This window comes from Microlunatus soli, from assembly GCF_900105385.1.
GTDB lineage: Bacteria > Actinomycetota > Actinomycetes > Propionibacteriales > Propionibacteriaceae > Microlunatus > Microlunatus soli.
On the sequence record NZ_LT629772.1, the window covers coordinates 1905777 to 1930707 of the forward strand.

The window sequence follows — 24931 nt, forward strand, 5'->3', positions numbered from 1 at the left end:
CCGCACCAGGTGTACGCGGTGCGAAGGTACGCAAATGGTGCGGAGGGGTCGGGTTGGAGGGGTCGGATCGGGTTGGTGCGGCAGGTTCGGATGGGCGCAGCGGGATCAGACCGACTCGCGGGCACGTTCGAAGGCGGTGATCGCGCGGTCGAGATCATCGCGGGTGTGTGCGGCCGACATCTGGGTCCGGATCCTGGCCTTGTCCCGCGGCACGACCGGGTAGGAGAAGGCACGGACGTAGATGCCGTCGGTCAGCAGTTTGTCGGCCATCTGCGCGGCCCGGACGGCGTCGCCGATCATCACCGGCACGATCGCGTGATCGGACTCGGGGATCTCGAATCCGCGCTTGACCATCTCGGCGCGGAAGTAGCCGGTGTTGTCCCGCAACTGCTGCAGCAGGTCGCCGGAGGTCTCCAGCAGGTCGATCGCCGCGACCGCCGCCGCCGCGATGGAGGGCGCCAGCGAGTTGGAGAACAGGTACGGACGGGACCGCTGCCGCAGCATCTCCACGATCTCTGACCGGGCCGCGGTGTAACCACCACTGGCACCACCGAGCGCCTTTCCCAGGGTGCCGGTGACGATGTCGATCTTGTCCTGGACGCCGAACAGCTCCGGGGTGCCGGCACCGGTCGGCCCGACGAAGCCGACCGCATGGGAGTCGTCCACCATCACCAGGGCGTCGTACTGTTCGGCCAACTCGACGATCTTGTCCAGCGGTGCGACATAACCGTCCATCGAGAAGACACCGTCGGTGGCGATCAACCGGTACCGCGCATCGGCCGCCGACTCCAACTGGGCGCGAAGATCATCCATGTCGCGGTTGCGGTAGCGCAGCCGGCGGGCCTTGCTCAGCCGGACGCCGTCGATGATGCTGGCGTGGTTGAGCTCATCGGAGATGATCGCGTCCTGATCGGTCAGCAGCGTCTCGAAGAGTCCGCCGTTGGCGTCGAAACAGGAACCGTACAAGATCACGTCATCGGTGTGCAGGAAGCCGGCGAGCTTACTCTCCAGTTCCTTGTGCAGAGCCGTGGTGCCGCAGATGAAGCGGACCGACGCCATCCCGAATCCCCAACGGTCCAACGCTTCGTGAGCCGCCTTGATCATCGCCGGATGATCGGCCAGCCCGAGATAGTTGTTGGCGCACAGGTTGAGCACGGTCGAGCCGGCGACCTCGATCGACGCCGACTGCGGGGTGTCGATCACGGCCTCGGCCTTGAAGAGCCCTTCGGTCCTCAGCTGCTCGAGATCTCCGGCCAGCTGTTCCTTCATCGATCCGTACATCAGCTCTCCCAATTCATGATCACCTTGCCGCCGTGGCCCGATCGGGCCGCGGCGAACGCCTGCTCGTAGTCGGTGTGATCGAAGCGATCGGTGATCACTCCGGAGATGTCCAGGCCGCTCTGCAGCAGCACCGACATCGCATACCAGGTCTCGAACATCTCTCGACCGTAGATGCCCTTGATGGTCAGCATGTTCAGCACCACGGTGGCGAAGTCGATGCTGATCTCGTCGGCCGGCAGCCCGAGGACGGCGATCCGGCCACCGTGGGTCATCGAGGAGATCATGTCCCGCAGCGCGACCGGGCTGCCCGACATCTCCAGTCCGACGTCGAAGCCCTCGGTCATCCCGAGTTGATCATGAGCATCCTGCGGTTTGGCTGTCCGGGCATCCAGCGCAAGATCAACACCGAGTGACGAGGCGAGCGCCAGCCGTTGCTCGCTCAGGTCGCTGATCACCACGTTACGGGCGCCGGCGTGCTTGGACACCATCGCCGCCAGGATGCCGATCGGCCCGGCACCGGTGACCAGCACGTCCTCGCCGAGCATCGGGAAGGCCAGCGCGGTGTGGACGGCGTTGCCGAAGGGGTCGAAGATGGCCGCAACGTCGAAACCGATCGGCGTGGTGTGCACCCAGGCGTTCTGCGACGGCAGTGCGACGTACTCGGCGAACGCACCGTCCAGCTGCACGCCGATGCCGCGGGTGTTGATGCACAGATGTCGCCGGCCGGCTCGACAGTTGCGGCAACGGCCGCAGACCAGATGCCCCTCCCCGCTCACCACGTCGCCGACGGCCACGTCGGTCACCGACGAACCGATCTCGACGACCACACCGGAGAACTCGTGCCCGACCACCAGCGGTGCCTGCACGTGCGAGGCGGCCCAATCGTCCCAGCCGTGGATGTGCAGGTCGGTGCCGCAGATCCCGGTCTGCTTGACCTTGATCAACACGTCGCCGGGCCCGACGCTCGGCTCCGGCACGTCGGTCAGCTCCAGGCCCGGCTCCGCGGCCGTCTTCACCAGGGCTTTCACAGGGCCGAACCTACGGCATCGACGCCGCGGCGGGTGACAGTGGGCCGAGATTCAGCTAATCGTTTAGCTCAATCACGGCTCGTGCCGGTCGACGGCCGATGTGCTTCGATGGCACCCATGGTCGCCGTGGCGCAGGTCAACCTCGTGGTCGCCGATCTCGAACGTAGCCGCGACTTCTACCGACGACTCGGGTTGACGTTCCGCGCCCGCAACCGACAGGCCGAGGGCCGCGGCGAGCAGGATCGCGTCGAGGCCTGGGTCAGCGATGACGCCGGCGTCACGATCGTGCTGCATTCGCCGGAGTTCGCGGCCTGGTGGGATCCCAGCAACCCGGGCCCGATGGCCGGCGGCCCACAGGTCGACCTCGAACTCGCCTCCGCCGATGAACTGGAGTCCGCCGTCGACCGATTAGGGGCCGCCGGTGCCACGATCGCCAAACAGCCGACGGACATGCCCTGGGGACAGCGGTTCGCGATCGTCGTCGACCCGGACGGGTATCGGATCGGGCTGAAGGCGCCGCTGTCGACCGATTAGGGCAGAAAAATACGGTGCCAGCTCATACCTGGCACCGTATGGACGCGGGGGTGCGAAAGGGGTAGGACCCGCGTACATGCCCCTTTCTATGGCTTCCGGACGCCCCGGTGTGGCACCGACACGCCCGGCGCTGGTGTTGTGTGCGGCACCGAGTGCCAGACTGGCCGGTGTGGTGGTGAGTGTCTTCGATCTGCTGAGCATCGGGATCGGTCCGTCGAGTTCCCACACGGTCGGCCCGATGCGCGCCGCCGGTCGCTTCGTCGGATCGCTGAGCGCCTCGGGGGACCTGCAGCGGGTGGACCGGGTCAAGGCACAGCTGTTCGGATCGCTTGGTGCTACCGGGCACGGACACGGCAGCGAGAACGCCGTCCTGCTCGGCCTGGAGGGCGAACGGCCCGAGACCGTCGACACCGACCGCGGCCCGGAACGCGCGGACCGGATCCGTACCGACGGCCGGATCCTGCTCGACGGCCGCCGTCCGATCGCCTTCGACGCCGACCGCGACCTGGTGCTGCACCGGCGCCGGACCCTGCCCTTCCACCCCAACGGGATGACCTTCTCGGCCTGGGCCGCGGGCACCGAGCCGGAGCTGGTCGCCGAACGCACCTACTACTCCATCGGCGGCGGCTTCGTGCTGGACGACGACGGTTCCGGGCAGCCGGCCGTCACCGAGGATGCGACCCCGGTGCCGTATCCGTTCCGGACCGCCGCCGATCTGCTGGCGATCTGCGCGGAACAGCAGCTGCGGATCTCCGATGTCGCGCTGGCCAACGAATGCGCACGCCGCCCCGAGGCCGAGGTGCGGTCCGGGCTGCTGGCGATCTGGCAGGTGATGGCCGACTGCGTGCAGCACGGTTGCCACACCTCCGGGGTGTTGCCCGGTGGGTTGAAGGTTCGACGCCGGTCGAACGAGCTGTACGACCGGCTCAGCCGGCACCGGACGCCGGAGCAGTCCCAGGTCGATCCGCTGGCCGCGATGGACTGGGTGACGCTGTGGGCGTTGGCGGTCAACGAGGAGAACGCCGCCGGCGGCCGGGTGGTCACCGCGCCGACCAATGGTGCGGCCGGCATCATCCCGGCGGTGCTGCACTACGCCGTACGGTTCGTGCCGGGAACCGACGACGATGCGATCGTCCGATTCCTGCTCACCGCCGGCGCGATCGGCGCGATCTACCAGCAGACCGGCTCCATCTCCGGCGCCCAGGTCGGCTGCCAGGGCGAGGTCGGTACGGCCTGCTCGATGGCTGCCGGGGCGCTGGCCGAGTTGCTCGGCGGCACCGTCGACCAGGTCGAGAACGCCGCCGAGATCGGGATGGAACACCATCTCGGACTGACCTGCGATCCGGTCGGCGGCCTGGTCCAGATCCCTTGTATCGAACGGAATGCGGTCGCATCGGTGAAGGCGATCACCGCCGCCCGATTGGCCCTGCACGGCGACGGCCGACACACCGTCAGCCTGGACAAGGTGATCAAGACCATGATGCAGACCGGGGCCGACATGAAGATCAAATACAAGGAGACGGCGCGCGGCGGACTGGCGGTCAACATCGTCGAATGTTGACCGGTCAGGTCGTCGTCTGCGCCTCGGCTTGGAGTGCCTCGTCGCGTCGTCGATCGATGACGTCGCTGAGATCCCGGGCGAACTGTGGCTGGGAGCCGATGACCTGATCCAGATCCGTTACCGGCAACACCAGCACCGCCAGCTCGGTCATCGCCACGGCCGTGCTCGGTAGCGGCTCGTGCGTCAGCGCGGTCTGCCCGAGGTAGTCGCCGGTCTCGACGGTCGAGACCGGTCGCTGCCCTCCGGCCGGTAGCGGGATCCCCAGCCGGACCCTGCCGCGCAACACGAAGCGCAGCGCATCCGGCACCTCGCCGATCCGCAGCACCGTCTCACCGGCGGCGTAGCGTTCCAATTGCGCGCCGGTGAGGACCTCCCGAGCGCGATCACTGGAGATCCGCAACGCCGGAGCGACCGAGGCGACGGCGGCAGCCGTGTTCTCCGCTGTCGCATAGTCGTCAGTGGTATCGCCGTCCAGCCCGAGTCCCTGCCGGCGGGCGGCGTACCAGAGCCAGGTCCGCAACCGGGCTACGGCCGCACCCTCCTCGCTCGGCCCCCTGATGTCGAAGGACAGCCGATAGTCGGCGCCGCCGATCGGCACCGCCGTCGGCATCGTGTCCGGGACGAGTTCGGGAAGACCGAGCGCGATCCGACGCAGCATCGCCACCACCTGAGCCGGCGGGTCGTCGGTGGTGAAGGTCACCTCGGCGCTGACGGTGTAATCACCACCACGGCTGAGATTGGTGAACGCCGCACCGGCCAGCGAGGCGTTCGGGACGATCTGGATCCCGTTGCCGGTGTCGATGTGCACCGCCCGCCAGTTGACCTCGACCACCCGGCCGCGGACGCCACCGGTGTCGAGCCAGTCACCCAGCTGGAACGGCTGCTCGAAGAGCAGCAGCAGTCCGGACACGATCGACCCGACCGCGCCCTGCAACGCCAGCCCGATGACGACAGAGGTGACCCCGAGCGCGGTGAAGAGCCCGGCGACGTTGGCACCCCAGACGGTGGAGAACAACACAGCGAGACCGGCAATGATCAAGACGATCCGAGCGATGTCGACGAAGATCGACGGGATCCGCTTGCGCCAGCTCCCTTCCTCGGCGTTGGTGAACAGCACGAGGTTGAAGGAGTTCAACACCGCCAGGATGACGAGGAATCCGAAGACCGTCGAGATGATCTTGGTCCAGGTGAAGTCGTCGGACCCGACCGAGCGGGTCACTTGGTCGATCAGCAACAACAGTGCCCCGGCAGGCAGGACGTAGTTGCGGACCAGGCGTACGATCCGGCCTGCCGCGTGCTGCCGACGGTCCAGATGGGTCCCGATCTCGGTCAAGATCAACAGCAGCACCGGCAGCCCGATGACGATCGCCAGCACCGGCCAGAACCATGGCTGCTGCGACACGGTGATCATCGCGTCCGCCGCCGGAGCCGGGAGATCTGCTGGGTGTCGATCTGGCCTGCCGCGGTGGCCTGGACGCCGTCGCCGAGCTTGTCCACCACCGGTGCGGTGGCATAGATGCCGGGCTGACGGTCGACTCCTTGCGCTCGGAACGCGAGGTTCACCGCGTCACCCCACATGTCGTACACGACACTGCTGCGACTGACCAGGCCGCTGGTCACCGTACCGCTGTCGATCCCAGCCCGTAGGCCGATCGAGGCGCCGTAGCTGGCGTTGAAGCGGGCGATCACGTCCTGCAGATCGAGGGCGAACTCGACCACCCGGCGGGCATTGTCGATCCGCGGCACGGTCAGCCCGCAGCTGGCCAGGTAGCCGGTCCGGGTGTTGCGGACCCGCTCGATGCCGTGCCGTTCGGCGACCTCGTCGAAGGATCGCCAGATCTCGTTGATCATCGCCAGCGCCTCACTCGAACCACGATCCCGCGCCAGGTCGTCGGTACCGATCACATCGGCGTAGATCACCGCGACGTCCTGATGATCTTGGGAGATCGTTTCCTCGCCATGTTTGTAGCGCTCGACGACCGGCGCCGGCATCATGGTCAGCAGCAGCCGGTCCTGCTCCTCCCGCTGTTCCTCGATCAGATCCTGCTTGACCTTGAGACTGCGACTCATGTCGTTGAACGCGTCGCCGAGCTCGCCGAACTCGTCGTTGCCCCGGGTCGCGATCTGATGGCCGAGGTCGCCCGCGCTGACCTGTTGCACGGCACTCTGCAGGCGACGGACCGGACGGATGAAGGTCTGGGCCAGGACCAGGGACAGCAGGCAGACCAACAAGATGATGCCGGCGATCGAGAGCAACAGGTTGCGGGTGAAATGTTCGACCGGCGCGAACGCTTCCTGGGTGGTGAACTGGGCGACGATGGCCCAATGGGCGCCGCCCATGTCGACCGATTCGTAGGCGGCCAACACCCGGCGCCCGGCATAGTCGGTCGTCTCGATGGTGCCCTTCTGCCCGGCCAACGCTCGGTTGACGGCGGGATTGTCGACCGGCTGCAGCAGGATGCTGCCCTTCAACTGGACGGCGCGGCGAGCGGTCGCCGGCGCCGTACCTGCTGCCACCACCCGGCGCTGATACTCCTCGGGGTCCTCGACCAGCAGCCGGGACACCGATCGCATCAGGTGATCGGGCCCGACCATGTAGGCCTCCCCGGTCTCCCCCATCCCGCCGCCACGCCAGTTCCCAGCTGCGGTCATCGCGTCGTTGATCCGCTCGATCGGGATCTGGATGGCGAGCACGCCGAGGGTCTTGCCGCCCCGGGCGATCGGCGAGGCGATCCAGGCGGTCGGTACGTCCAGCGACGGCTGATAGTGCGAGAAATCCTCGCTGAAGGCCTGATCGGTCGCGTTCGACGCCATCGCCCGTCGGTAGACCGAGGTCAGCCCGCCGTTGGCGTACGGCCCGTTGATCACGTTGGTGCCCAGATCGGTACCCGCGTAGGCGCTGTAGACGACATCACCGGACGGGTCGAGCAGCATCAGGTCCTCATAGCCGAACTCGTCGACCAGCTGCCGGAAGTAGGCGTGGTAGCGATTGCGGGTCTCGGTCCAATCGCTGCCGTCCCCGGGGTCTCCGGCCGCGATCGCCTTGTCGTAGTCCAGTTTGTACGGGGCGGTGTACGCGGCTTGCAGGTGCAGCTGAGCATTCGACGTCGGGACGAACTGGTCGACATCGTGAGTCTGGCCGGTGCGCTTGTCCAAGGTCGGCACGAAGGTGTCGCTGTAGAACTGCCGGACGGCGTCGCGGTCCGCGGCCGACACCGCGGACTTGTCGAGATCGTCGAAGTCGGCGGTGAATCGCTGCGTTGCCTGCAGCGTGCTGTCGTTGCGGCTGTCGACGACGACCCGTTGCCGGATGTTGCCGAGACGTTCGCTGAGCAACCTGGCTCGAGCGTCCCGGACGCTGGTGACGTGATCCAGCGCGGCGTCGCGCAACGAATCCCGCCCGTTGACGTAGCCGACCGCGCCGACGACCACGGCGGCCAGGATGCTGACCCCGAGCAGCATGATCAGCAGCTTGGACTGGATCCCGATGCCCGGTCGGCCGATCCGCCACCGGTGCCGTCTGCGGGCAACCGGCACCGTACCGCCAGAGGCTGATCCAGGGTTGATCGTGTCGTCGGTCGGGATCTCGGTTTGCGACGGACTCGACTCGGTAGCAACGGGTGGGGACATCTGCAGGCCTCGGTGTTCGAAACCGGGAGCCTGGTCCGGCGACGTCGACGGAGAGTCAGGCCATCCGGCGTGGCGGATTGGGCACAGACCTCGTTGCCACCGAGAAGGCGACTTCAGGGGCCGCCTCAGCGAGTTTGTTTCTGCGACGGTCTCCGACTCAACCGTCACCTTTCACCTGCGATCGTAAGCCAGTCTCCCGGGGAGCGCCAGAGCTGACGTCCGGCGGGCAGCGGACTGCAGTCGTACCTGCGACGCCGGCACCGCAGCAGCCGATCCGTTCCCGAACGCCCGAGGGGCACTCGACGGTCGACGGATAACGTTTTCCGGACCCCCTCTTGTCCGGCCTCGGGCGGCATGTCAAGCTTGGGGCCAGTCCGTTCCAGGAGCGGACAGTGTGATCCACTCACGGATCGTCTTCATCCACTACGGATCGTCGGGCACGTACCTGCCCGTGGAAGGAAGTGCGGCATGGCTGCCGTTTCGTTCAATGACGCCACGCGCGTCTACCCCGGCTCTGACAAGGCCGCCGTCGACAAGCTGAACCTCGAGATCAGCGACGGAGAGTTCATGGTCCTGGTCGGGCCGTCCGGTTGTGGCAAGTCCACCTCGCTGCGGATGCTCGCCGGACTCGAAGAGGTCAACTCCGGATCGATCAACATCGGCGATCGGGACGTCACCGACCTCCCGCCGAAGGATCGCGACATCGCGATGGTCTTCCAGAACTACGCCCTGTACCCGCACATGACGGTGGCGGACAACATGGGCTTCGCCCTGAAGATGCAGGGCAAGAGCAAGGCCGAACGCCAGGAGCGGGTCCTCGAGGCCGCCAAGCTGCTGGGCCTGGAGGAATTCCTCAACCGCAAGCCGAAGGCGCTCTCCGGTGGTCAGCGTCAGCGTGTTGCCATGGGCCGCGCCATCGTGCGGAACCCGCAGGTCTTCCTGATGGACGAGCCGCTGTCCAACCTGGACGCCAAGCTCCGCGTTTCGACCCGTACCCAGATCGGCGCCCTGCAGGCCCGACTCGGTGTCACCACCGTCTACGTGACCCACGACCAGGTCGAGGCCATGACGATGGGCGACCGGGTCGCGGTGATGAAGGACGGCGTGCTGCAGCAGTGCGACAGCCCGCTGACCTTGTACGACAACCCGAAGAACCTGTTCGTCGCCGGCTTCATCGGTTCGCCGGCCATGAACCTGTTCGAGGGCACCGCAACCGAGGGCGGGATCAAGCTCGGCGACTACACCCTGCCGGTCGATCGTGACGTGTTGTCCAAGGCGGGCAACGACAAGAACCTCACCGTCGGTATCCGTCCGGAAAACCTGGCTGTCGCCGAACAGGGCATCGGCCTGGACGTGGTGATGGTCGAGGAGCTCGGCGCCGACAGCTACCTCTACGGCACCCTGACCGGTGGCGGCGAGAGCGAGATCACCGGCACCCAGTACGTCGCCCGGATCTCGGCCCGCCAGGCCCCCGGTCGCGGCAACACCGTCCGGCTGGCTGCGGACCCGGAGCACCTGCACGTGTTCTCCACCGCCAGCGGCGAACGGCTCTCCGCCTGATCGGCTGAGAGAAACCAACGCTCGACCCACGAGCCCCCGGCGACTCGCCGGGGGCTCGTGGACTTTCCAGTACCGCTCGGCGCCGCTTCCCCTGCCGCGGGTCGCGGGGCGCGGGTCCTGGGCCTGCCGTGGATCATGGGACGATAGGGACTGCGGCCCGCCATCGCGCCGCCGTACACGTTGTGAGGAAATTCCGTTGCCACGCTTCCTGTCAGCCACCCCCGATGCCCGGCTGATCACGCTGCCCTGGGGTACGCCGTTGGAGGGGTGGCCGCTGGACAACCTGGTAGCGCTCCCCCGCGGCATCTCCCGCCACGTCGTCCGGTTCATCAAGGTCGGCTCGGACATCTACGCGGCCAAGGAAGTCATCGAGCACCTGGCTCGGCACGAGTACGAGTTGCTCCGCGACCTGACCAGGTTGGACACGCCGTCGGTGGAGCCGGTCGGTGTGGTCACCGAGCGGGTCGGTGCCGACGGTGAACAGCTCGACCCGGTGCTGCTCACCAAGCACCTGCAGTTCTCGCTGCCCTACCGTTCGCTGTTCACCCGCGGCGTCCGGCAGGACACCGTCAACCGGTTGATCGATGCGATGGTGGTGTTGCTGGCCCGCTTGCATCTGGTCGGCTTCCTGTGGGGTGACGTGTCGCTGTCCAACACGCTGTTCCGCCGCGACGCGGGGTCCTTCGCGGCCTATCTGGTGGATGCCGAGACCGGCGAGCTGCACGACGAACTGACCGACGGCCAGCGCGAGCACGACCTGTCCATCGCCCGCACCAACCTGTTCGGCGAGTTCCTCGACCTGGAGGCCGGTGGGCTGCTGGACGAATCGCTGGATCCGCTGACCCTGGTGGAGAGCATCGAGAGCCGCTATCGCGAGCTGTGGGCCGAGCTGACCGAGGTCGAGGAGTTCGACGGCAGCGAGATGCATCGGATCGAGAGTCGGGTCCGGCGGTTGAACGCGCTCGGCTTCGACGTCGCCGAGCTGGACATCGTCACCGACTTCGCCGGATCGACGGTCCGGATCCAGCCCAAGGTGGTCGACGCCGGCCACCACACCCGCCGGCTGCTCCGGCTGACCGGACTGGATGTGGAGGAGAACCAGGCCCGCCGGCTGCTCAACGATCTCGACTACTTCCGGGCCCAGACCGACCAGCAGGGGGCCGACGAGGCGATCGTCGCCCACCAGTGGCTGCAACAGCGGTTCGAGCCGGTGATGGAGGCGATCCCGAGCGAGTTGCGCGGCAAGCTGGAGCCGGCCCAGCTGTATCACGAGGTGCTGGAACATCGGTGGTTCGCCTCGGAGAACGCCGGCCACGAGATCGGCATGGTGGACGCCACCAACAGCTACGTACGGACCGTGCTGAAACATCTGCCGGACGAACAGGTCGAGGTCCCCGGCAGCGGCGAGATCGGCCAGCTGCAGAATCCGTACGACCCGTCGCAGGGGTATCTGGACGAGACCGAGGAGGACAAGCCGTACGACCCGTGGGAGGACGACGTCGACGAGTCCGCCGACGAACCGCCGGCGCCGAGTTTCCTGGACATCGAGGCGCTGCGACGCAAGGCAGGCAAGAAGTCCTGATGAAGCCACTGCTGATCGCTGAACGCGAGGTGCCGCTCGGCGGTGTCCGTGGCATCACCGTGCATCGCACCCTGCCGTCCCGCGAGCTGCCGACCATCGGGGCCTGGTGCTTCCTTGATCGTTTCGGTCCGGCGCCGGCCGACTCGATGGTCGTGCTGCCCCATCCGCACACCGCACTGCAGACCGTCACCTGGCCGATCAGCGGCAGCATCCATCACCGGGACTCGGTCGGCTCGGACGTGATCGTGCGGCCCGGCGAGCTCAACCTGATGACCGCTGGTCACGGCGTGTCCCACTCCGAGATCAGCCTGGCCGGACCCGATCCGTTGCGTGGCCTGCAGTTCTGGGTCGCCCTGCCGGACTCGGCATTGCAGACCGCCGCGACCTTCGAGCAGCACACCGCCCTGCCGACCGTCGAGCTGGCGAACGGCACCGCGACCGTCCTGGCCGGACGGTTTGCCGGGACCGAGTCCCCCGCCAGCACCTTCACCCCGCTCGTCGGCGCCCAGCTCGCCCTCCGGCCCGGCATCAGCGGCATCGAGCTCGACCCGAGCTTCGAACACGGTCTGATGATCATCGACGGCCGGATCCGTATCGAGGACACGGAGTTGGCGCCCGGTCCGCTGCACTACTTCGGCGTCGGCAGTTCAGCGATCGAGTTGCGCGCAGAGTCGACGGCCACCGTGATCATCATCGGCGGCCGACCGTTCGACAGCGAGTTGATCATGTGGTGGAACTTCATCGGTCGCAGCCACGAAGACATCGTCACTGCCCGGCAGCAGTGGCAAGATCACGACGGACGGTTCGGCTCGGTCGCCGGCAGCTACCGCGCGTTCCCCGGAGCCGACGGCGCCGACCGGATCCCCGCACCACCGATGCCGTCCACCCGGTTGAAGCCGCGCCGGCGTCATCGACCGTCACCCACTGCCCAATAGAGGAGACACCATGCCCGTCACCGTCGTCGACGCCGCGGATCAGCACCGCTATGAAGCCCATGGAGATGAAGATCAACTTCTCGGCTTCGTCGACTATCGCCGGGACGGCGAGGTGATCACCTTCACCCATACCGAGGTGCTGCCGGCGGCGGAGGGCAACGGCATCGGCAGCACGCTGGCCCGTACGGTGCTCGACCGGGCCCGGGCCGACGGGCTGGGCGTGGTGCCACAGTGCCCCTTCATCAAGCGCTGGATCGATCGCCATCCCGACTATGCCGATCTCGTCGTCGACGGCTGAATCCGCCGTCGCCGCACCGCGCCTGACCACCCGCATCTCAACCGAGCAAGGGAATCTCCCCATGAGTGATGCCGCAACCACCTCCGACCGCCCGATGCGGATCGGCGTCCAGATCCAGCCCCAGCACGTCGACTACGCCGCCATCCGACGGACCGTCGACGCCGTCGAGGAACTCGGGGTCGACGTGATCTTCAACTGGGACCACTTCTTTCCGCTGACCGGCGACCCCGACGGCAAACACTTCGAATGTTGGACGATGTTGGCGGCCTGGGCCGAACAGTCCAGCCGCGCCGAGATCGGTGCCCTGGTCACCTGCAACACCTACCGCAACCCCGATCTGCTGGCCGACATGGCCCGGACCGTCGATCACATCAGTGCCGGCCGGCTGATCCTCAGCATCGGCGCCGGCTGGTTCGACCGGGACTACCGCGAGTACGGCTACGAGTTCGGCACCGCCGGCAGCAGGATCGATGCGCTGGCCGAGGCGATGACGAGGATCAAGGCCCGCTGGGCCAAGCTCAATCCGCAGCCGACCCGGAAGATCCCGGTCTTGATCGGCGGCGGCGGCGAACGCAAGACCCTCAAGATCGTCGCCGAGCACGCCGACATCTGGCACGGTTTCGGCGACGCCGAAACCCTGCAGCACAAGAATTCCGTCCTCGACGACTGGTGTGCCAAGGTCGGCCGCGACCCGGCCGAGATCGAACGCGCCGCCGGCGCCGGTGGCAACCCCGACACCACCGGCGACGCCCTCTACGCCACCGGCACCAGACTGCTGACCATCGACTGCGACGGCGCCACCAACTACGACCTAGGCCCCCTCAAAGACTGGCTGGCCTTCCGCGACGACAAGAACAAGTAGCCCCACCCGCCTCACACGCCACAACACAGGCGCGATATATCAAGGTTAAGCACGTTCCCGTACTACGGGAACGTGCCTAGCCTCGATATATCATCCCGGCGTCAGCCGGGCAGACCGTCGGCGCGCGGGTCGGTCCCGGTGAGTCGGCCGGACGGGGTGTCCCAGATCGCGTGGCAGTGGCCCATCCGGTTGTCGGCGGGGTCGATCAGGGTCGTCGGCGCTGCTGCTTGCAGTGCCTGTTCCACCGGCGTCGGCAGTCGCCGGTCGGCGAGCACGGTCGTCGGCGTTTCGCGTCCGGAACGCTGCACCACCCAGCGTGGGCCGGCGACGGAGTCCTGTGGTGACTCGCCGCGCAGGATGCGGATCAGCACCTGGGCCAGGATGAACGGCTGACTGTGGCCACCCATCGTCGCCAACGCTCCGACAGTCACGCCGCTCTGCCCGTCGGGCCGACGCCGGATCAGGCAGGGCATCAGGGTATGTGGCGGACGCCGACCGCCGACCAGGAAGCCCGGATGCCGTGGGTCCAGACTGAACCCGCTGCCCCGGTTATGGGCCAGGATTCCGGTCGAAGGCTCCAGGACGCGGGATCCGAAGGTGCCCGCGACGCTCTGCACCGAGCTGACCCAGCAACCGGAGCTGTCGACGGCGACGATCCCGATGGTGTCCCCGCCCAGTCCCGGACGAGGAGCCGGTACGGCGGTCGCCGCCTGTCCGGCGCGGGGGCGGCTCAGCAGGTCGGTGACGTCGGACGTCATCACGTCGGCGTCGGCGAGGTGGTCGTCACGCAGCCGGCCCGCCTCGGCGACCACCTCCAGCGCGGCAGCGACCTGGTCGGCGGCCGCCGGATCGTCCAGTCCGAGATCGGCGAGCTGCTCCAGGATCCGCAGCAGGGTGAATCCCTGGGAGTTGGGTGGTGCGGTCAGCACCTCGAGGCCGGCGTAGCTGGTCGCCAGTGGTGGGACGAGTTCGGTCCGATGGGCCGCCAGATCCGCCTCGGTGATGGTGCTGCCCGCAGCGCCGAGACCGGCGGCGAAGCGTTGTCCGAGCTCCCCACCGTAGAGCGCATCCGCCCCGTCCGCAGCGATCTGTTGCAGCGACTCGGCCAGTCGCGGCAGCCGAAGTTGCTCGCCGGCGATCGGCGCCGAACCGTCAGCGCGGAGGAAGGACGCGGCACAACCCGGGTCGCGCCGCAGGTCATCGGCATGATTGGCCAGATCGCGACCCAACGCCGCCGCGATCGTGAATCCGGTGGCTGCCGCATCGCCGGCCGGCCCGAGCAGTTCGCCGAACGGCAGCACTCCCCAACCGCGATGCATCTCGGCCCAGGCCGACACCAGCCCGGGCACCGAGATCGAATGCGGTCCGGTGCCCGGGACCGAGTCGAAGCCTCGTTCGGTCAGGTACTGTGCCGACAGCCCGGCGGGTGCCCGACCGGTGCCGTTCACCGCGACCGGATCGGCGTCCGGCGGACCGATCAGCGTCCAGGTGTCACCGCCGAGCGTGACATTCTGCGGATAGACGACGCACAACATCGCGCTGGCCGCGATCACCGCATCCACGGCCGACCCGCCACGATCCAGGACGGCTCGACCGACCGCGGTCGCGCGGGCGTCCGGAGTAGCGATCGAGCCCGGCTGCGGCGGCTTCGGCGCCAGGCCCGTCACTTGGCGGCTGCCTTGAGCTCGCCGCTGAGCATCGACAAGATCACCACGTTGTCGGCATACAGCGAATTCTGCACCAGCGGATCGTCATCGGCCGGGAATCGTTCGACCCGCACACCATCCAACGCCGGGCTGTTCCCCAACCTCTCGAACAGCGGGATGATCGGAAGCTCGGCGTTGAACAGCCGGCCGAGCTTGGCGATGTTGGCTCGGATGGCGTTGTCATCGGCGCCGCTTCCGGACCGATCGATCAACGTGGCGATGTCGACCCGGCCGAAGCCCGGCACCGTACGTTGCAGGGCATAGTCCATTCCGCGTCCTCCGTTGTTCTTGGCGATCGGATAGTTGTAGGTCATGAATGCTTGCACGAAGGAGAAGTACGGGTACGGCTGGGACGAGTTGCCCCAGCTCTGAATGGCCAGCTGGAAGTTGCCCTTGGTCACATCGACGGGCTGCTGGGTGGAGACCACGCCGTGCAAGGTGATCTTGATGCCGAATCGGGTCAGCTGTTCGGCAAGATCCTTGGCTGCGCCACTCCAGTCGGAGTAGTCGGACGGGTAGAGCAACTCGTACGCCGCCGGCTTGCCGTTCGGCAATTGCCAACTCGAGCCGGAACGCTTCCAGCCCGCCTTCTCCAGCGTCCGGGCGGCAGCATCTTGATCATGGTCATAGGAAGACAGCTGCTGCTTGCTGTCGGCCGCCATCCAGACATCGACCAGGTTGTCGGAGAAACCGGTGAAGTACTTCGGCGGTTGTCCGGAATCGCCGAGCGCGGCCTGTCCGTTCTGACGATGATCGATCGCCTGGTTGAGAGCCTGCCGCACCGACGGCTCGGCCAGCTCCTCCAGCTTGCCGAAATTCATGTACAGCGCCGGGCCGGAGTAGGTCGGCGGCCGGAGGATGCGATAGCCGATCTTCTCGAACTGCTTGGCCGACGCGACCGGGAAGCCGTTGGTGGCGTAGTCGATGTCCTTGCTCAGCACCAGCGGAGTGATCGCTGGCGTCTCTCCGTTGTAGATCAGGATCTTGTCGAAGTTGACCCGGTCGGCGGCATAACCGCGCGGATTCTTCACCAGACTCAGCTGGGTGTTGGTGATCGTCTTGTAGTCCAGGTCGAACGGTCCACTCGCCAGGTAGCGGTCCGGGGCGAAGCTCACCAGATCCTTGTTCAGCTTGGCTCCTTGTGATGACGACGTGCTGTCGCCCTTGCGGAACAGCGCCTCTGCCCGGTCGGCGAACTTGCCGTACTGCGCCGTCGGCAGGATGTTGCTGTGCAGCAGGTAGCGCTCCACCACCGGAGCGGGCTCCTTCATCGTCAGGGTGAAGGTCTGTTCGTCCGGCGCGTCCAGATCCTCGACGTAGGACCACAGCGGTGAGTTCATCGCCCACTGACACCAGAACGTCGTCAGGTAGTCCTTCGAGGTCAGCCGCGTGCCGTCACTCCAGGTCAGGCCGGACCTGATGGTGACAGTGTGGGTCTTGCCCTGCAGCTGGTGGCTCTCCATCAGGAACGGATCCCAGGTCTGTTCCTTCCAGTGATAGAAGGCACTCGGCAGCATCACCAGGTCACCGTAGTTGCCGGAGAACAGGATCGCGTTGGGTACCTTCACGAACGGCTGGCCGGCACAGTTGTAGTTGCCCTGCGGCGAGACCAGATACAGCGTTCCGGCATGGAACTCGCCGCCGGACCCGGCGGCCTTTCCTGCCGCCGATGATGAGGACTTCGGTTCGGCCGGCGTGCAGCCGGCGACGACCGAGGCACCCGCCACACCGAGCGACGAGACTCCGATCAGTTGGAGAAGTTCCCGACGTTGGAGGGCTGCGGTTGGACTCACGATGACTCCTCAGGTTGATGTCCGGAAGGGCCGGACAAGATCATTTCCGAAGACTGCTGGTGCCGGACGCCGGCGGTGAAGATGGATCGGACCTGCAACGCGTCATCGACGACCAGCAGATCCGCGCGGCGGCCGGGTCGTAGCTCGCCACGCCGTTCCAGGCCGATCCGGGTCGCCGGGTTGACCGTCGCCATCGCGACCGCATCGGCGATCGGGATCTTGACGGAGTCGACCAGATGTCGGACGCAGTCGATCAGGAACACCGCCGATCCTGCGAGTCGATCGGAGCCCACCCGACGGACGGCACCGTGGCGGACGTCGAGTTCTCGATCGGCGATCCGGTAGCGGCCGTCGGCAAGCCCTGCCGCAGCGGATGCATCGGTGATCAACACTGCTCGACGAGCATGATCGACACCGGCCGCCAGGGCCAGCACAGGGTCCGCGACGTGCTGCCCGTCGGCGATCAGTTCGTAGCCGACCCGGCCGTCGGTCAGCGCCGCCGCCACCGGCCCGGGGTCACGATGGCCCAGGCCGGGCATCGCGTTGAACAGATGGGTGACATGCCGGGCTCCGGCGTCGATCGCGGCAACGGTCCGTCGGTGATCGGCATCGGTGTGACCGATCGCGAACCGCAGTCGGTCGGCGTAGGTCCTGATCAGGTCGGTGGCACCGACCAACTCGGGCGCGATCGTCATCATGGCGGGGATCCGGCCGGCCGTGGACAACAACGACTCGACCAGCTCGGCACTCGGATCGATGATGGCCTGCACCGTCTGAGCTCCCGGCCGATCCTTGGACAGGAAAGGCCCTTCCCAATGCACGCCGGCAAGGTTGAGCGGCGGATCCGGCACTTCCCGCAGTAGCCGCGCGATCAGTCGGGTGGCGGTGATCATCACCGACCGGTCGACCGTCGGGATGGAGGCGATCAGGGAGGTCGTTCCGTGCGCCAGATGTGCCGCAGCCACCGTCCGCAGGGCAGCTTCGCCGTCGTACACCACGGCTCCGGCGGCTCCGTGACAATGGATGTCGATCAGACCGGGCATCAGATAGTCGCCGTCCAGCGGCACCGTCGTCGCTGCTTCGGGCGGGACCCCGGTCCCGCAGCCGACGATCGTCGGCCCGTCGATCAGCAGCCAGCCACGGGAGACACGGTCGCGCAGCACCAGCCAGGCATCGATGAAGACCGTTGTCCGATTCATCGATGCCGTCCCGTTCACCGCTCGCGCTCGGTCAGGATCTCGGTTGCCGCCATCGCACACGCGGTGGACGCCCCGTAGGTCCGGATCCAGCCGCGGGCAGCCGAGAAGTCCTTGTGCACAAAGCCCATGTCCAGCACCACGAGATCGGTGTTGATCGACAGGATCTCGTCCAGGATCGTCCGCTGCCATTCGTAGCGGTGCGGGCTGCGGACCAGGATGATCACGTCGCCGTCCGATCCGTATTGCTCCCGGAACTCGCCGATCCCGGCCAGCACCATGCCGTGGCCGTTGTAGGTCTGGCCGCTGATCGCGATCCGCTCGACCGTTCTGCCGTCGGCCTGCAGTAACCCCTCGAGATCACCCCCGCCGCGTCCCGCCGCCGGCGATACCCCCGGCTCCAGCCGGACCACCAGGCAGGCGCTCCCGCGCAGCCTCGGCTGCCCGGTCGCGACCGCAGCCTGCCGCGCCAGCCGCGGTCCGGTCGTCAGATCGGGCTGTTGATCACGGGGAGCCCGCTCTGCCCCCATCCGCCGCAGTCGCCCGGCTGCCTCCTCCAGGCGACTCACCGCCAGCTCGCCACCGCGAACCGCATCGACGATCGCTCCCGCCGCACGCCGGACGTCGTCACCGAAGGACCAGGATCCCAGGCACAGCGCGTCGGCACCGGCCTTCAGGGCCAACACACTCGCTGTCGGTAGGTCGGCGACCCGGGCCACGCCCTGCATCTCCAGGGCATCGGTGATCACGACACCGTCGTAGCCGAGCTCCTGTCGCAGCAGGCCGGTGATCACCGGCCCGCTGATGGACGCCGGCAGCGTGTCCACCGCCGGGACCCGTGGATGGGAGACCATGATCGAGTCGACCCCGGCCGCGACGACGGCGCGGAACGGATCGAGGTAGTCGGCGATCAGTTCGTCCCGGGTGATGTCCAGATCGGGTGTCCCCAGGTGTGCATCGGTGCCGCTCAGACCGTGCCCGGGAAAGTGCTTGGCGCAGGCACTGACACCGGCAGACTGCAGCCCGTCGACCCAGGCGGCGGCATGCTCCGAGACCCGAGCACGATCACTGCCGAAGCATCGGATCCCGTTCGGGGACAACGGATTGACCGCCGTGTCGACGGCCGGCGCGAAGTCCCAGTCGATACCGACCGTACGCAACGCGAGCCCGATCTGACGCGCACAGTCCCGGGTGATCTCGAGATCGTCGATCCGGCCGAGTGCCAGGTTGCCCGGAGTCGACAACAGGCCCGTTCCCTGCAGCCGGCTGACGTCTCCGCCTTCCTCGTCGATCGCCAGGTGGATGCCCGGCGCGAGAGCGCGCAACTCCGCCGTCAACGACTGCAACTGGCCGACACTGACACTTTCCCGACCGAAGAGCACGAAACCGCCGAGGCCGGCGGCCAGTGGCCCGGCGATCCAGCGAGGGACGTCGGGGCGCCCCAACGACGGGAACAGCACGGCGTGGGCGAGCCGATCCAGTTCATCCATCACAGACCCTTCCTGATCGAGCCGCGGTCGTGCGTCGCCGGACCTCTCATCCGCCGTCAGCCGCCGACCGGTTCAGCACAGCCACGCTGTCGGTGACCGCAACGCGATCCACCTCGACCCGTCCCAGGTCCGCCGACGAGATACCCAGGCCGGTGTAGGCGCGGTTCAGCGCGGCGGCCATCGCGCCGTACAAGCCCGAGTTGTCGCCCAGGGAGGAGTGTGCGAGGTCGATCGGCACCCCGACGATCTCGGTGGCGTCGGAGGCGACTCTGTTGATCAGGGCGCGGTCGAAGCCCTGGGTCAGCCCGCCGGTCAGCAGGATCGACCGCGGTTCGTAGGCGAGCGCGACGATGGCGACCAGATGAACCAGCGCGTCGACCACCTGACGGTGCAGGCCCGGATAGCGTTCCGGAGCGGCGAAGAGTTCACGGGGATCGGCAAGATCGACACCGCATTCCTGGGCGTATCGGATCAGGCCTGCCCCGGAGACGAGATCGCGTAGCCGGAGTTTCGAACCGGGCATGTTCAGTCGGCCGAACTCGCCGAGTCGGCCGTCGTCGGCCCGGAGTACCGATCCACCGATCGCAGCCGCCGTTCCGAGCCCGGTCCCGATCGCCACCAGCGACACCGTCGCCTCCCGGGCCAGCGCGCCATATCGGAGCTCGCCGGTGAGTGCCAGATTGGAGTCGTTCTCGACCACGACCGGAGCTGGTGCCTCGTCGACCAACGACGAGATGAACGTGGTGCCGACGATCTGCGGGAGGTTCTGGGAGCCGAACACCTGGCTGGCGTCACCGGACAACGCGCCGGGCAGTCCGACCGCGATCGCCGCCGGTACGGTGCCGTCGGACAGCTGCCGGATCCGGTCCAGGATCCACCGCGCCAACGCCGGCGCTGCCCGTTCACGCGGCGTGCGCTGCCGGTCGACCCGAATCGCTCGGCCGAGCAGGTCGGCTACGACGAACCGGCAGTTGGTGCCACCAAGATCAACACCGCAGACCTGTCCGGCATCGCTGACCAGCTGAACACCGACCGGTGGCCGACCACGACCGGCCGGCGCTGGCAGCGTGACATCGCGGACCGAGCCCTGGTTCCGCAGCTCGTCGACCGCGCGGAACACCGTGGCCCTGCTGAGCCCGGTCCGTTCGACGATCTGGTTGCGCTCCAGTTGGCGGCCGGACATCAGCACGGTGAGCACCGCACTGCGGCTGAGCGATCGGGACTGCGGAGGAGGCATATTTTCTCTCACGCTGAACGAAATTATTGCGTGAAACTTTAGGGCGGCACCGGACGGCTGTCAACGGCGCGACGGCGCCCGGACCGGCGAGCCCGGCCCATCCGATCCGGGAGGATCAGCCCTTGAGCAACTGTCGGGCGATCACCAGTCGCTGGATCTGATTGGTGCCCTCGAAGATCTGGGTCACCTTCGCCTCGCGCATGTAGCGCTCGACCGGATAGTCCCGGGTGTAGCCGTAACCGCCGAGCACCTGGACCGCGTCGGTGGTCACCTTCATCGCCGCGTCGGTTGCGACCAGTTTGGCCACCGCCGCATCCCGCGTGAAGGCCATGCCGGCATCGGCCTTACGAGCCGCCATCAGGTAGGCCGCACGGGCGGTGTCGACGGCCGCAGCCATCTCGGCGAGCAGGAACTGCAGGCCCTGGAACTCGGCGATCGTCCGGCCGAACTGCACCCGTTGTCTGGCGTAGTCGGCGGCGGCGTCCAGGGCCGCCTGGGCCAGCCCGGTGGCGCCGGCGGCGATCCCGAGTCGACCCGAGTCCAAGGCGGACAGGGCGATCGGCAGTCCCTGCCCTTCGGCACCGATGAGCCGGTCGTCACCGACCTCCGCGCCGTCGAAGTAGACCGCAGCGGTGGTCGACGCGGTCAACCCCATCTTGCGCTCGGGCTCACCGAACGTCATCCCGACGGTGTCGGCCGGCACCAGAAAACAGCTCACCCCGTGGTTGCGGTCGGTCCCGGTGCGAGCGAAGGTCAGGTAGTAGTCGGCGTGCCCGGCATGACTGATCCACGCCTTCTGTCCGTGCAACTCGTAGCCGGAATCACTGCGTTTGGCCCGGGTCGTCATCGCCGCCACATCGGAGCCGGCCTGCGGTTCGGACAACGCGTACGCCCCGAGCAGCTCACCGCCGAACATGTCCGGCAGGAAGCGATCACGCTGTTCGTCACTGCCGTAGTTGATCAACGCCAGGCAGGTCATCACGTGCACCGACGTGCCGACCCCGACGCCCATCCAGGCGATGGCAACCTCTTCCAACGCCTGCAGATAGACCTCGTACGGCTGCTCCAGGCCACCCCACCGCTGCGGGTAGGGCATCCCCATCAGCCCGGCCCGGCCGAGCAATCGGAAGGCGTCACGCGGAAAAACAGCATCGGCTTCCGCCTGCGCCGCTCGCGGCGCCAGCTCTTCACGGGCGATCTCGGCCACCAGGCCGACCAACTCTGCTGCCTCCTTGCTGGGCAGCATCCGGTCAACGGGCATAACTGCTCCCTCTTCACCGAACAGGCCGAATGATTTGGTGCAGCAGAGGTTACCGCGATCGCCCGAATCATCGGCAACGGTTAACCGGACCGGATATCCTCGCGTAATGAGCGACGATCTCCACCGGATGGGTGAAGACCTGATCAGCATCTCCGCACGGGTGGTCCGCTGGGCGCCTGCCGAGCAGGCGGGGGTCAGTGTTGCGGCTGCCCGGATCCTTTCCCGGTTGCGCGACGCCGGCCAGATGAAGATCAGTGATCTGGCCGTCGCCGAGCGCAGCTCCCAGCCGACGATCACCAACCACATCAAGCGGTTGGAGGAAGCCGGTCTGGTCGAGCGGCACTCCGACCCGCACGATGCCCGGGTCTCGTTGATCTCGGCAACATCCAGCGGACGGGCGAAGCTCTCGGCGATCCGCTACGAGATCGGCAACTTCCTGGCACCTCGGCTCGGCGATCTCACCGAGGACGAACGCAAGACGTTGCGCGAGGCGATCGATCTGCTGACCGGACTGGTCGAGTCCGACCGCTGATCCCACCCGAGGGCGCCGCGGCTGTCGAGGATGCCCTTCAGCCGTCGGAACACTAGACTCGACGGTGTGACTTTTCGACTCTACGACTCCGCCACGCAAGCCGTGCGGGACCTCGACACCGTGGTCCCGGGTCAGGTGTCGATCTATCACTGCGGCCTGACCGTGCAATCGGCACCACACGTCGGACACATCCGCAAAGAGGTCGTCTTCGACGTGCTGCGGCGCTGGTTGACCCAGCTCGGCTATGACGTGACGGTGATCGCCAACGTCACCGACATCGACGACAAGATCCTGACCAAGTCCGCCGATGCCGGCGTCGCCTGGTGGGCACACGCCTACCGATTCGAACGCGAATTGCATGACGCGTACGCCGCCCTCGGCTGCTTGCCGCCGACCTACGAGCCACGGGCGACCGGCCATATCCCCGAGATGATCGAATTGATCACCACCCTGATCGATCGGGGCCATGCCTATCCCGCGGCCGACGGGTCCGGTGACGTCTACTTCGACGTCCGGTCCTGGCCGGACTACGGATCGTTGTCCCGGCAGAAGATCGACGACATGGAGCCGGCCGAGGACTCCGAGCCGCGCGGCAAACGCGACCCCCGCGACTTCGCGCTCTGGAAGGGGCACAAGGCCGACGAGCCCGAGACCGCTTCCTGGGACACACCGTGGGGCCGGGGACGACCGGGTTGGCACCTGGAGTGCTCGGCGATGGCCGGCAAGTACCTCGGCGACGAGTTCGACATCCACGGTGGCGGTATCGATCTGCGGTTCCCGCACCACGAGAACGAGCTGGCCCAGTCCACCGCTGCCGGGCGGCCGTTCGCTCGCTTCTGGATGCACAACGCCTGGGTGACCGCAGCCGGGGAGAAGATGAGCAAGTCGCTCGGCAACGGCGCCCTGGTCAGCGAGGTGACCAACCTCTATCCACCGCGCGCCGTGCGGTTCTACCTGCTCGCTCCGCACTACCGTTCGGCGATCGAGTATGCCGACACCTCGTTGGCCGAGGCAACGGCGTCGCTGGATCGGATCGACAACTTCGTCGACCGCGCACGGGACGTGATCGGTGTCGCGGCTCCGGTGTTGCCGGAGTCATTCACCGCGGCGATGAATGATGATCTTGGTACGCCGGGCGCCTTGGCAGTGCTCTACAACGCCGTCAGGGAAGGAAATTCGGCGATCGAGGCCGGCGACCGCGACACCGTTGCCAACAAGCTGGCGGAGGTCCAAGGCATGCTCGGCGTGCTCGGGCTGGCCGCCGATGACCCGATCTGGCAGCACTCCGGGTCCGAGGACGCGGCGCTGACGTCGGTGGTCGACGGACTGGTCGGCGAGCTGCTGAAGCAGCGCGAGGATGCCCGTGCCAGGAAGGACTTCGCTGCCGCGGACAGTATCCGCGACACCTTGATCAAGTTGGGTGTCGAGATCTCCGACACCCCCAACGGCCCGAAGTGGCGGTTGAGCAGATGATGTTCTGGAAGGTTGTTGATCTTGCCCGGTAACAGTCAACGCAAGGGCGCCATCAAGCGCAAGGGCAAGTCGAACGCCGCGGGATCCGGGGGCCGGGTGCGACGGGGGCTGGAAGGCAAGGGGCCGACTCCCAAGGCCGAGGACCGTCCCTATCACAAGGCGTACAAGGCCAAACAGGAGCGGCAGCGCCAGGACGACGGCCGACCCCGTCGTACCGGCGGACCGCGAGCAGCCGGTCCGGAATGGATCATCGGCCGCAATCCCGTACTGGAAGCCCTCCAGGCCGAGTTGCCGATCCATGCCGGCTATGTGGCCGAGGGTTCCGAACGGGACGACCGGTTGCGCGACATCTTCAAGATCACCGCCGATCGCGGCATCTCGCTGCTGCAGACCAGCCGCGGCGATCTTGATCGGATGACCTCCGGTGCCGTCCACCAGGGTGTGGCGCTGCAGCTGCCCAGCTACGACTACAAGCATCCCGACGACCTGCTGGACCTGGCCGGAGCGAAGCCGCTCTTCGTCGCTCTGGACAAGGTGACCGATCCGCGCAACCTCGGAGCGATCGTCCGATCCGCGGCCGCCTTCGGCGCCAACGGGGTGCTGATCCCCGAACGCCGCTCGGCCGGCATGACAGCCGCAGCCTGGAAGACCTCGGCCGGCGCCGCCGCCCGGATCCCGATCGCGCGAGCCACCAATCTCACCCGCACCCTGCAGAGCTATGCCAAGGCGGGGCTGTTCATCGTCGGCCTGGATGGGGACGGCGACACCGATATCGCCGAACTGCCACAGGCGACCGACCCGCTGGTGCTGGTCGTCGGCAGCGAGGGCGAGGGCTTGTCCCGGCTGGTCCGGGAAAGTTGTGACGTGATCGCCTCGATCCCGATCCGCTCCAGCGTGGAGTCGCTGAATGCCGGTGTGGCCACCAGCGTCGCGCTGTACGAGGTGGCTCGACACCGTAACTGAGGGGCTTCA

Annotated in this window: 20 protein-coding genes; 10 read left to right on the forward strand and 10 right to left on the reverse strand. The window is 67.2% G+C overall.

The window, feature by feature from the left end; translation table 11 throughout:
* Nucleotides 1–105 precede the first annotated feature (105 nt).
* Together BLU38_RS08890 and tdh are read right to left on the reverse strand one after the other, a co-directional pair.
* Complete coding sequence (locus tag BLU38_RS08890) at nucleotides 106–1269, reverse strand: glycine C-acetyltransferase (protein ID WP_197680188.1); 1164 nt, start codon at nucleotides 1267–1269, stop codon at nucleotides 106–108.
* Nucleotides 1270–1280: 11 nt separating this feature from the next.
* Nucleotides 1281–2309, reverse strand: a complete 1029-nt coding sequence (tdh, locus tag BLU38_RS08895) for an L-threonine 3-dehydrogenase (protein WP_091523154.1) — start codon at nucleotides 2307–2309, stop codon at nucleotides 1281–1283.
* Nucleotides 2310–2417: 108 nt separating this feature from the next.
* Between tdh and BLU38_RS08900 the strand changes: the two genes are divergently transcribed.
* Together BLU38_RS08900 and BLU38_RS08905 are read left to right on the forward strand one after the other, a co-directional pair.
* A complete protein-coding gene (locus BLU38_RS08900; RefSeq protein WP_157683322.1) occupies nucleotides 2418–2843 on the forward strand; it encodes a VOC family protein in 426 nt (141 codons plus the stop codon).
* Between the two features lie 169 nt (nucleotides 2844–3012).
* Nucleotides 3013–4404, forward strand: coding sequence for an L-serine ammonia-lyase (locus tag BLU38_RS08905; protein ID WP_269458190.1), 1392 nt, complete (start codon nucleotides 3013–3015; stop codon nucleotides 4402–4404).
* A gap of 4 nt (nucleotides 4405–4408) precedes the next feature.
* Here the strand turns inward: BLU38_RS08905 and BLU38_RS08910 are convergent, their stop codons facing one another.
* Nucleotides 4409–5815, reverse strand: a complete 1407-nt coding sequence (locus tag BLU38_RS08910; protein ID WP_091523162.1) for a mechanosensitive ion channel family protein — start codon at nucleotides 5813–5815, stop codon at nucleotides 4409–4411.
* Nucleotides 5812–8034 carry an adenylate/guanylate cyclase domain-containing protein gene (locus BLU38_RS08915; RefSeq protein WP_091523166.1) on the reverse strand — a complete coding sequence of 741 codons (2223 nt, stop codon included), beginning with the start codon at nucleotides 8032–8034 and terminating at the stop codon, nucleotides 5812–5814. The genes BLU38_RS08910 and BLU38_RS08915 overlap by 4 nt, the downstream gene beginning before the upstream one ends.
* 468 nt (nucleotides 8035–8502) lie before the next feature.
* Here BLU38_RS08915 and BLU38_RS08920 point away from each other — a divergent pair, with 468 nt between their 5' ends.
* The 5 genes from BLU38_RS08920 to BLU38_RS08940 all read left to right on the forward strand — a co-directional run bounded on the left by BLU38_RS08920 (nucleotide 8503) and on the right by BLU38_RS08940 (nucleotide 13271).
* The gene (locus BLU38_RS08920) at nucleotides 8503–9594 is read left to right on the forward strand and encodes an ABC transporter ATP-binding protein (RefSeq protein WP_091523169.1); all 1092 of its coding nucleotides are present in this window, start codon (nucleotides 8503–8505) and stop codon (nucleotides 9592–9594) included.
* A 196-nt stretch (nucleotides 9595–9790) separates the two neighbouring features.
* Nucleotides 9791–11176 (forward strand): DUF4032 domain-containing protein, encoded by a 1386-nt coding sequence (locus BLU38_RS08925; RefSeq protein ID WP_091523172.1) that lies wholly within the window; start codon nucleotides 9791–9793, stop codon nucleotides 11174–11176.
* The gene (locus tag BLU38_RS08930) at nucleotides 11176–12111 is read left to right on the forward strand and encodes a pirin family protein (protein ID WP_091523176.1); all 936 of its coding nucleotides are present in this window, start codon (nucleotides 11176–11178) and stop codon (nucleotides 12109–12111) included. The genes BLU38_RS08925 and BLU38_RS08930 overlap by 1 nt, the downstream gene beginning before the upstream one ends.
* Before the next feature lie 10 nt (nucleotides 12112–12121).
* Complete coding sequence (locus BLU38_RS08935) at nucleotides 12122–12409, forward strand: GNAT family N-acetyltransferase (RefSeq protein ID WP_091523180.1); 288 nt, start codon at nucleotides 12122–12124, stop codon at nucleotides 12407–12409.
* Nucleotides 12410–12470: 61 nt separating this feature from the next.
* On the forward strand, nucleotides 12471–13271 hold the full coding sequence (locus tag BLU38_RS08940) for an LLM class F420-dependent oxidoreductase (RefSeq protein WP_091532168.1): 801 nt from the start codon (nucleotides 12471–12473) through the stop codon (nucleotides 13269–13271).
* A gap of 101 nt (nucleotides 13272–13372) precedes the next feature.
* Here BLU38_RS08940 and BLU38_RS08945 read toward each other — a convergent pair whose 3' ends face one another.
* The 6 genes from BLU38_RS08945 to BLU38_RS08970 form a co-directional block, all read right to left on the reverse strand.
* Nucleotides 13373–14938 (reverse strand): gamma-glutamyltransferase family protein, encoded by a 1566-nt coding sequence (locus BLU38_RS08945; RefSeq protein WP_091523183.1) that lies wholly within the window; start codon nucleotides 14936–14938, stop codon nucleotides 13373–13375.
* Nucleotides 14935–16770, reverse strand: coding sequence for an ABC transporter substrate-binding protein (locus tag BLU38_RS08950; protein ID WP_231920247.1), 1836 nt, complete (start codon nucleotides 16768–16770; stop codon nucleotides 14935–14937). The genes BLU38_RS08945 and BLU38_RS08950 overlap by 4 nt, the downstream gene beginning before the upstream one ends.
* Nucleotides 16767–17969 carry an N-acetylglucosamine-6-phosphate deacetylase gene (nagA, locus tag BLU38_RS08955; RefSeq protein ID WP_157683323.1) on the reverse strand — a complete coding sequence of 401 codons (1203 nt, stop codon included), beginning with the start codon at nucleotides 17967–17969 and terminating at the stop codon, nucleotides 16767–16769. The genes BLU38_RS08950 and nagA overlap by 4 nt, the downstream gene beginning before the upstream one ends.
* A gap of 14 nt (nucleotides 17970–17983) precedes the next feature.
* Nucleotides 17984–19456, reverse strand: a complete 1473-nt coding sequence (locus tag BLU38_RS08960) for a glycoside hydrolase family 3 protein (RefSeq protein WP_091523189.1) — start codon at nucleotides 19454–19456, stop codon at nucleotides 17984–17986.
* A gap of 46 nt (nucleotides 19457–19502) precedes the next feature.
* On the reverse strand, nucleotides 19503–20693 hold the full coding sequence (locus tag BLU38_RS08965; RefSeq protein ID WP_091523192.1) for an ROK family transcriptional regulator: 1191 nt from the start codon (nucleotides 20691–20693) through the stop codon (nucleotides 19503–19505).
* A gap of 115 nt (nucleotides 20694–20808) precedes the next feature.
* Entirely contained in the window at nucleotides 20809–21954 is a 1146-nt protein-coding gene (locus BLU38_RS08970) for an acyl-CoA dehydrogenase family protein (RefSeq protein ID WP_091523196.1), read from the reverse strand.
* 106 nt (nucleotides 21955–22060) lie between these two features.
* Here BLU38_RS08970 and BLU38_RS08975 point away from each other — a divergent pair, with 106 nt between their 5' ends.
* The 3 genes from BLU38_RS08975 (at nucleotide 22061) to rlmB (ending at nucleotide 24922) form a co-directional block, all read left to right on the forward strand.
* A complete protein-coding gene (locus BLU38_RS08975; protein ID WP_091523199.1) occupies nucleotides 22061–22486 on the forward strand; it encodes a MarR family winged helix-turn-helix transcriptional regulator in 426 nt (141 codons plus the stop codon).
* 66 nt (nucleotides 22487–22552) lie between these two features.
* Nucleotides 22553–23959, forward strand: coding sequence for a cysteine--tRNA ligase (gene cysS, locus BLU38_RS08980; protein ID WP_091523203.1), 1407 nt, complete (start codon nucleotides 22553–22555; stop codon nucleotides 23957–23959).
* A 21-nt stretch (nucleotides 23960–23980) separates the two neighbouring features.
* Nucleotides 23981–24922, forward strand: coding sequence for a 23S rRNA (guanosine(2251)-2'-O)-methyltransferase RlmB (rlmB, locus tag BLU38_RS08985; RefSeq protein ID WP_091532171.1), 942 nt, complete (start codon nucleotides 23981–23983; stop codon nucleotides 24920–24922).
* The last annotated feature ends 9 nt before the right edge of the window (nucleotides 24923–24931 follow it).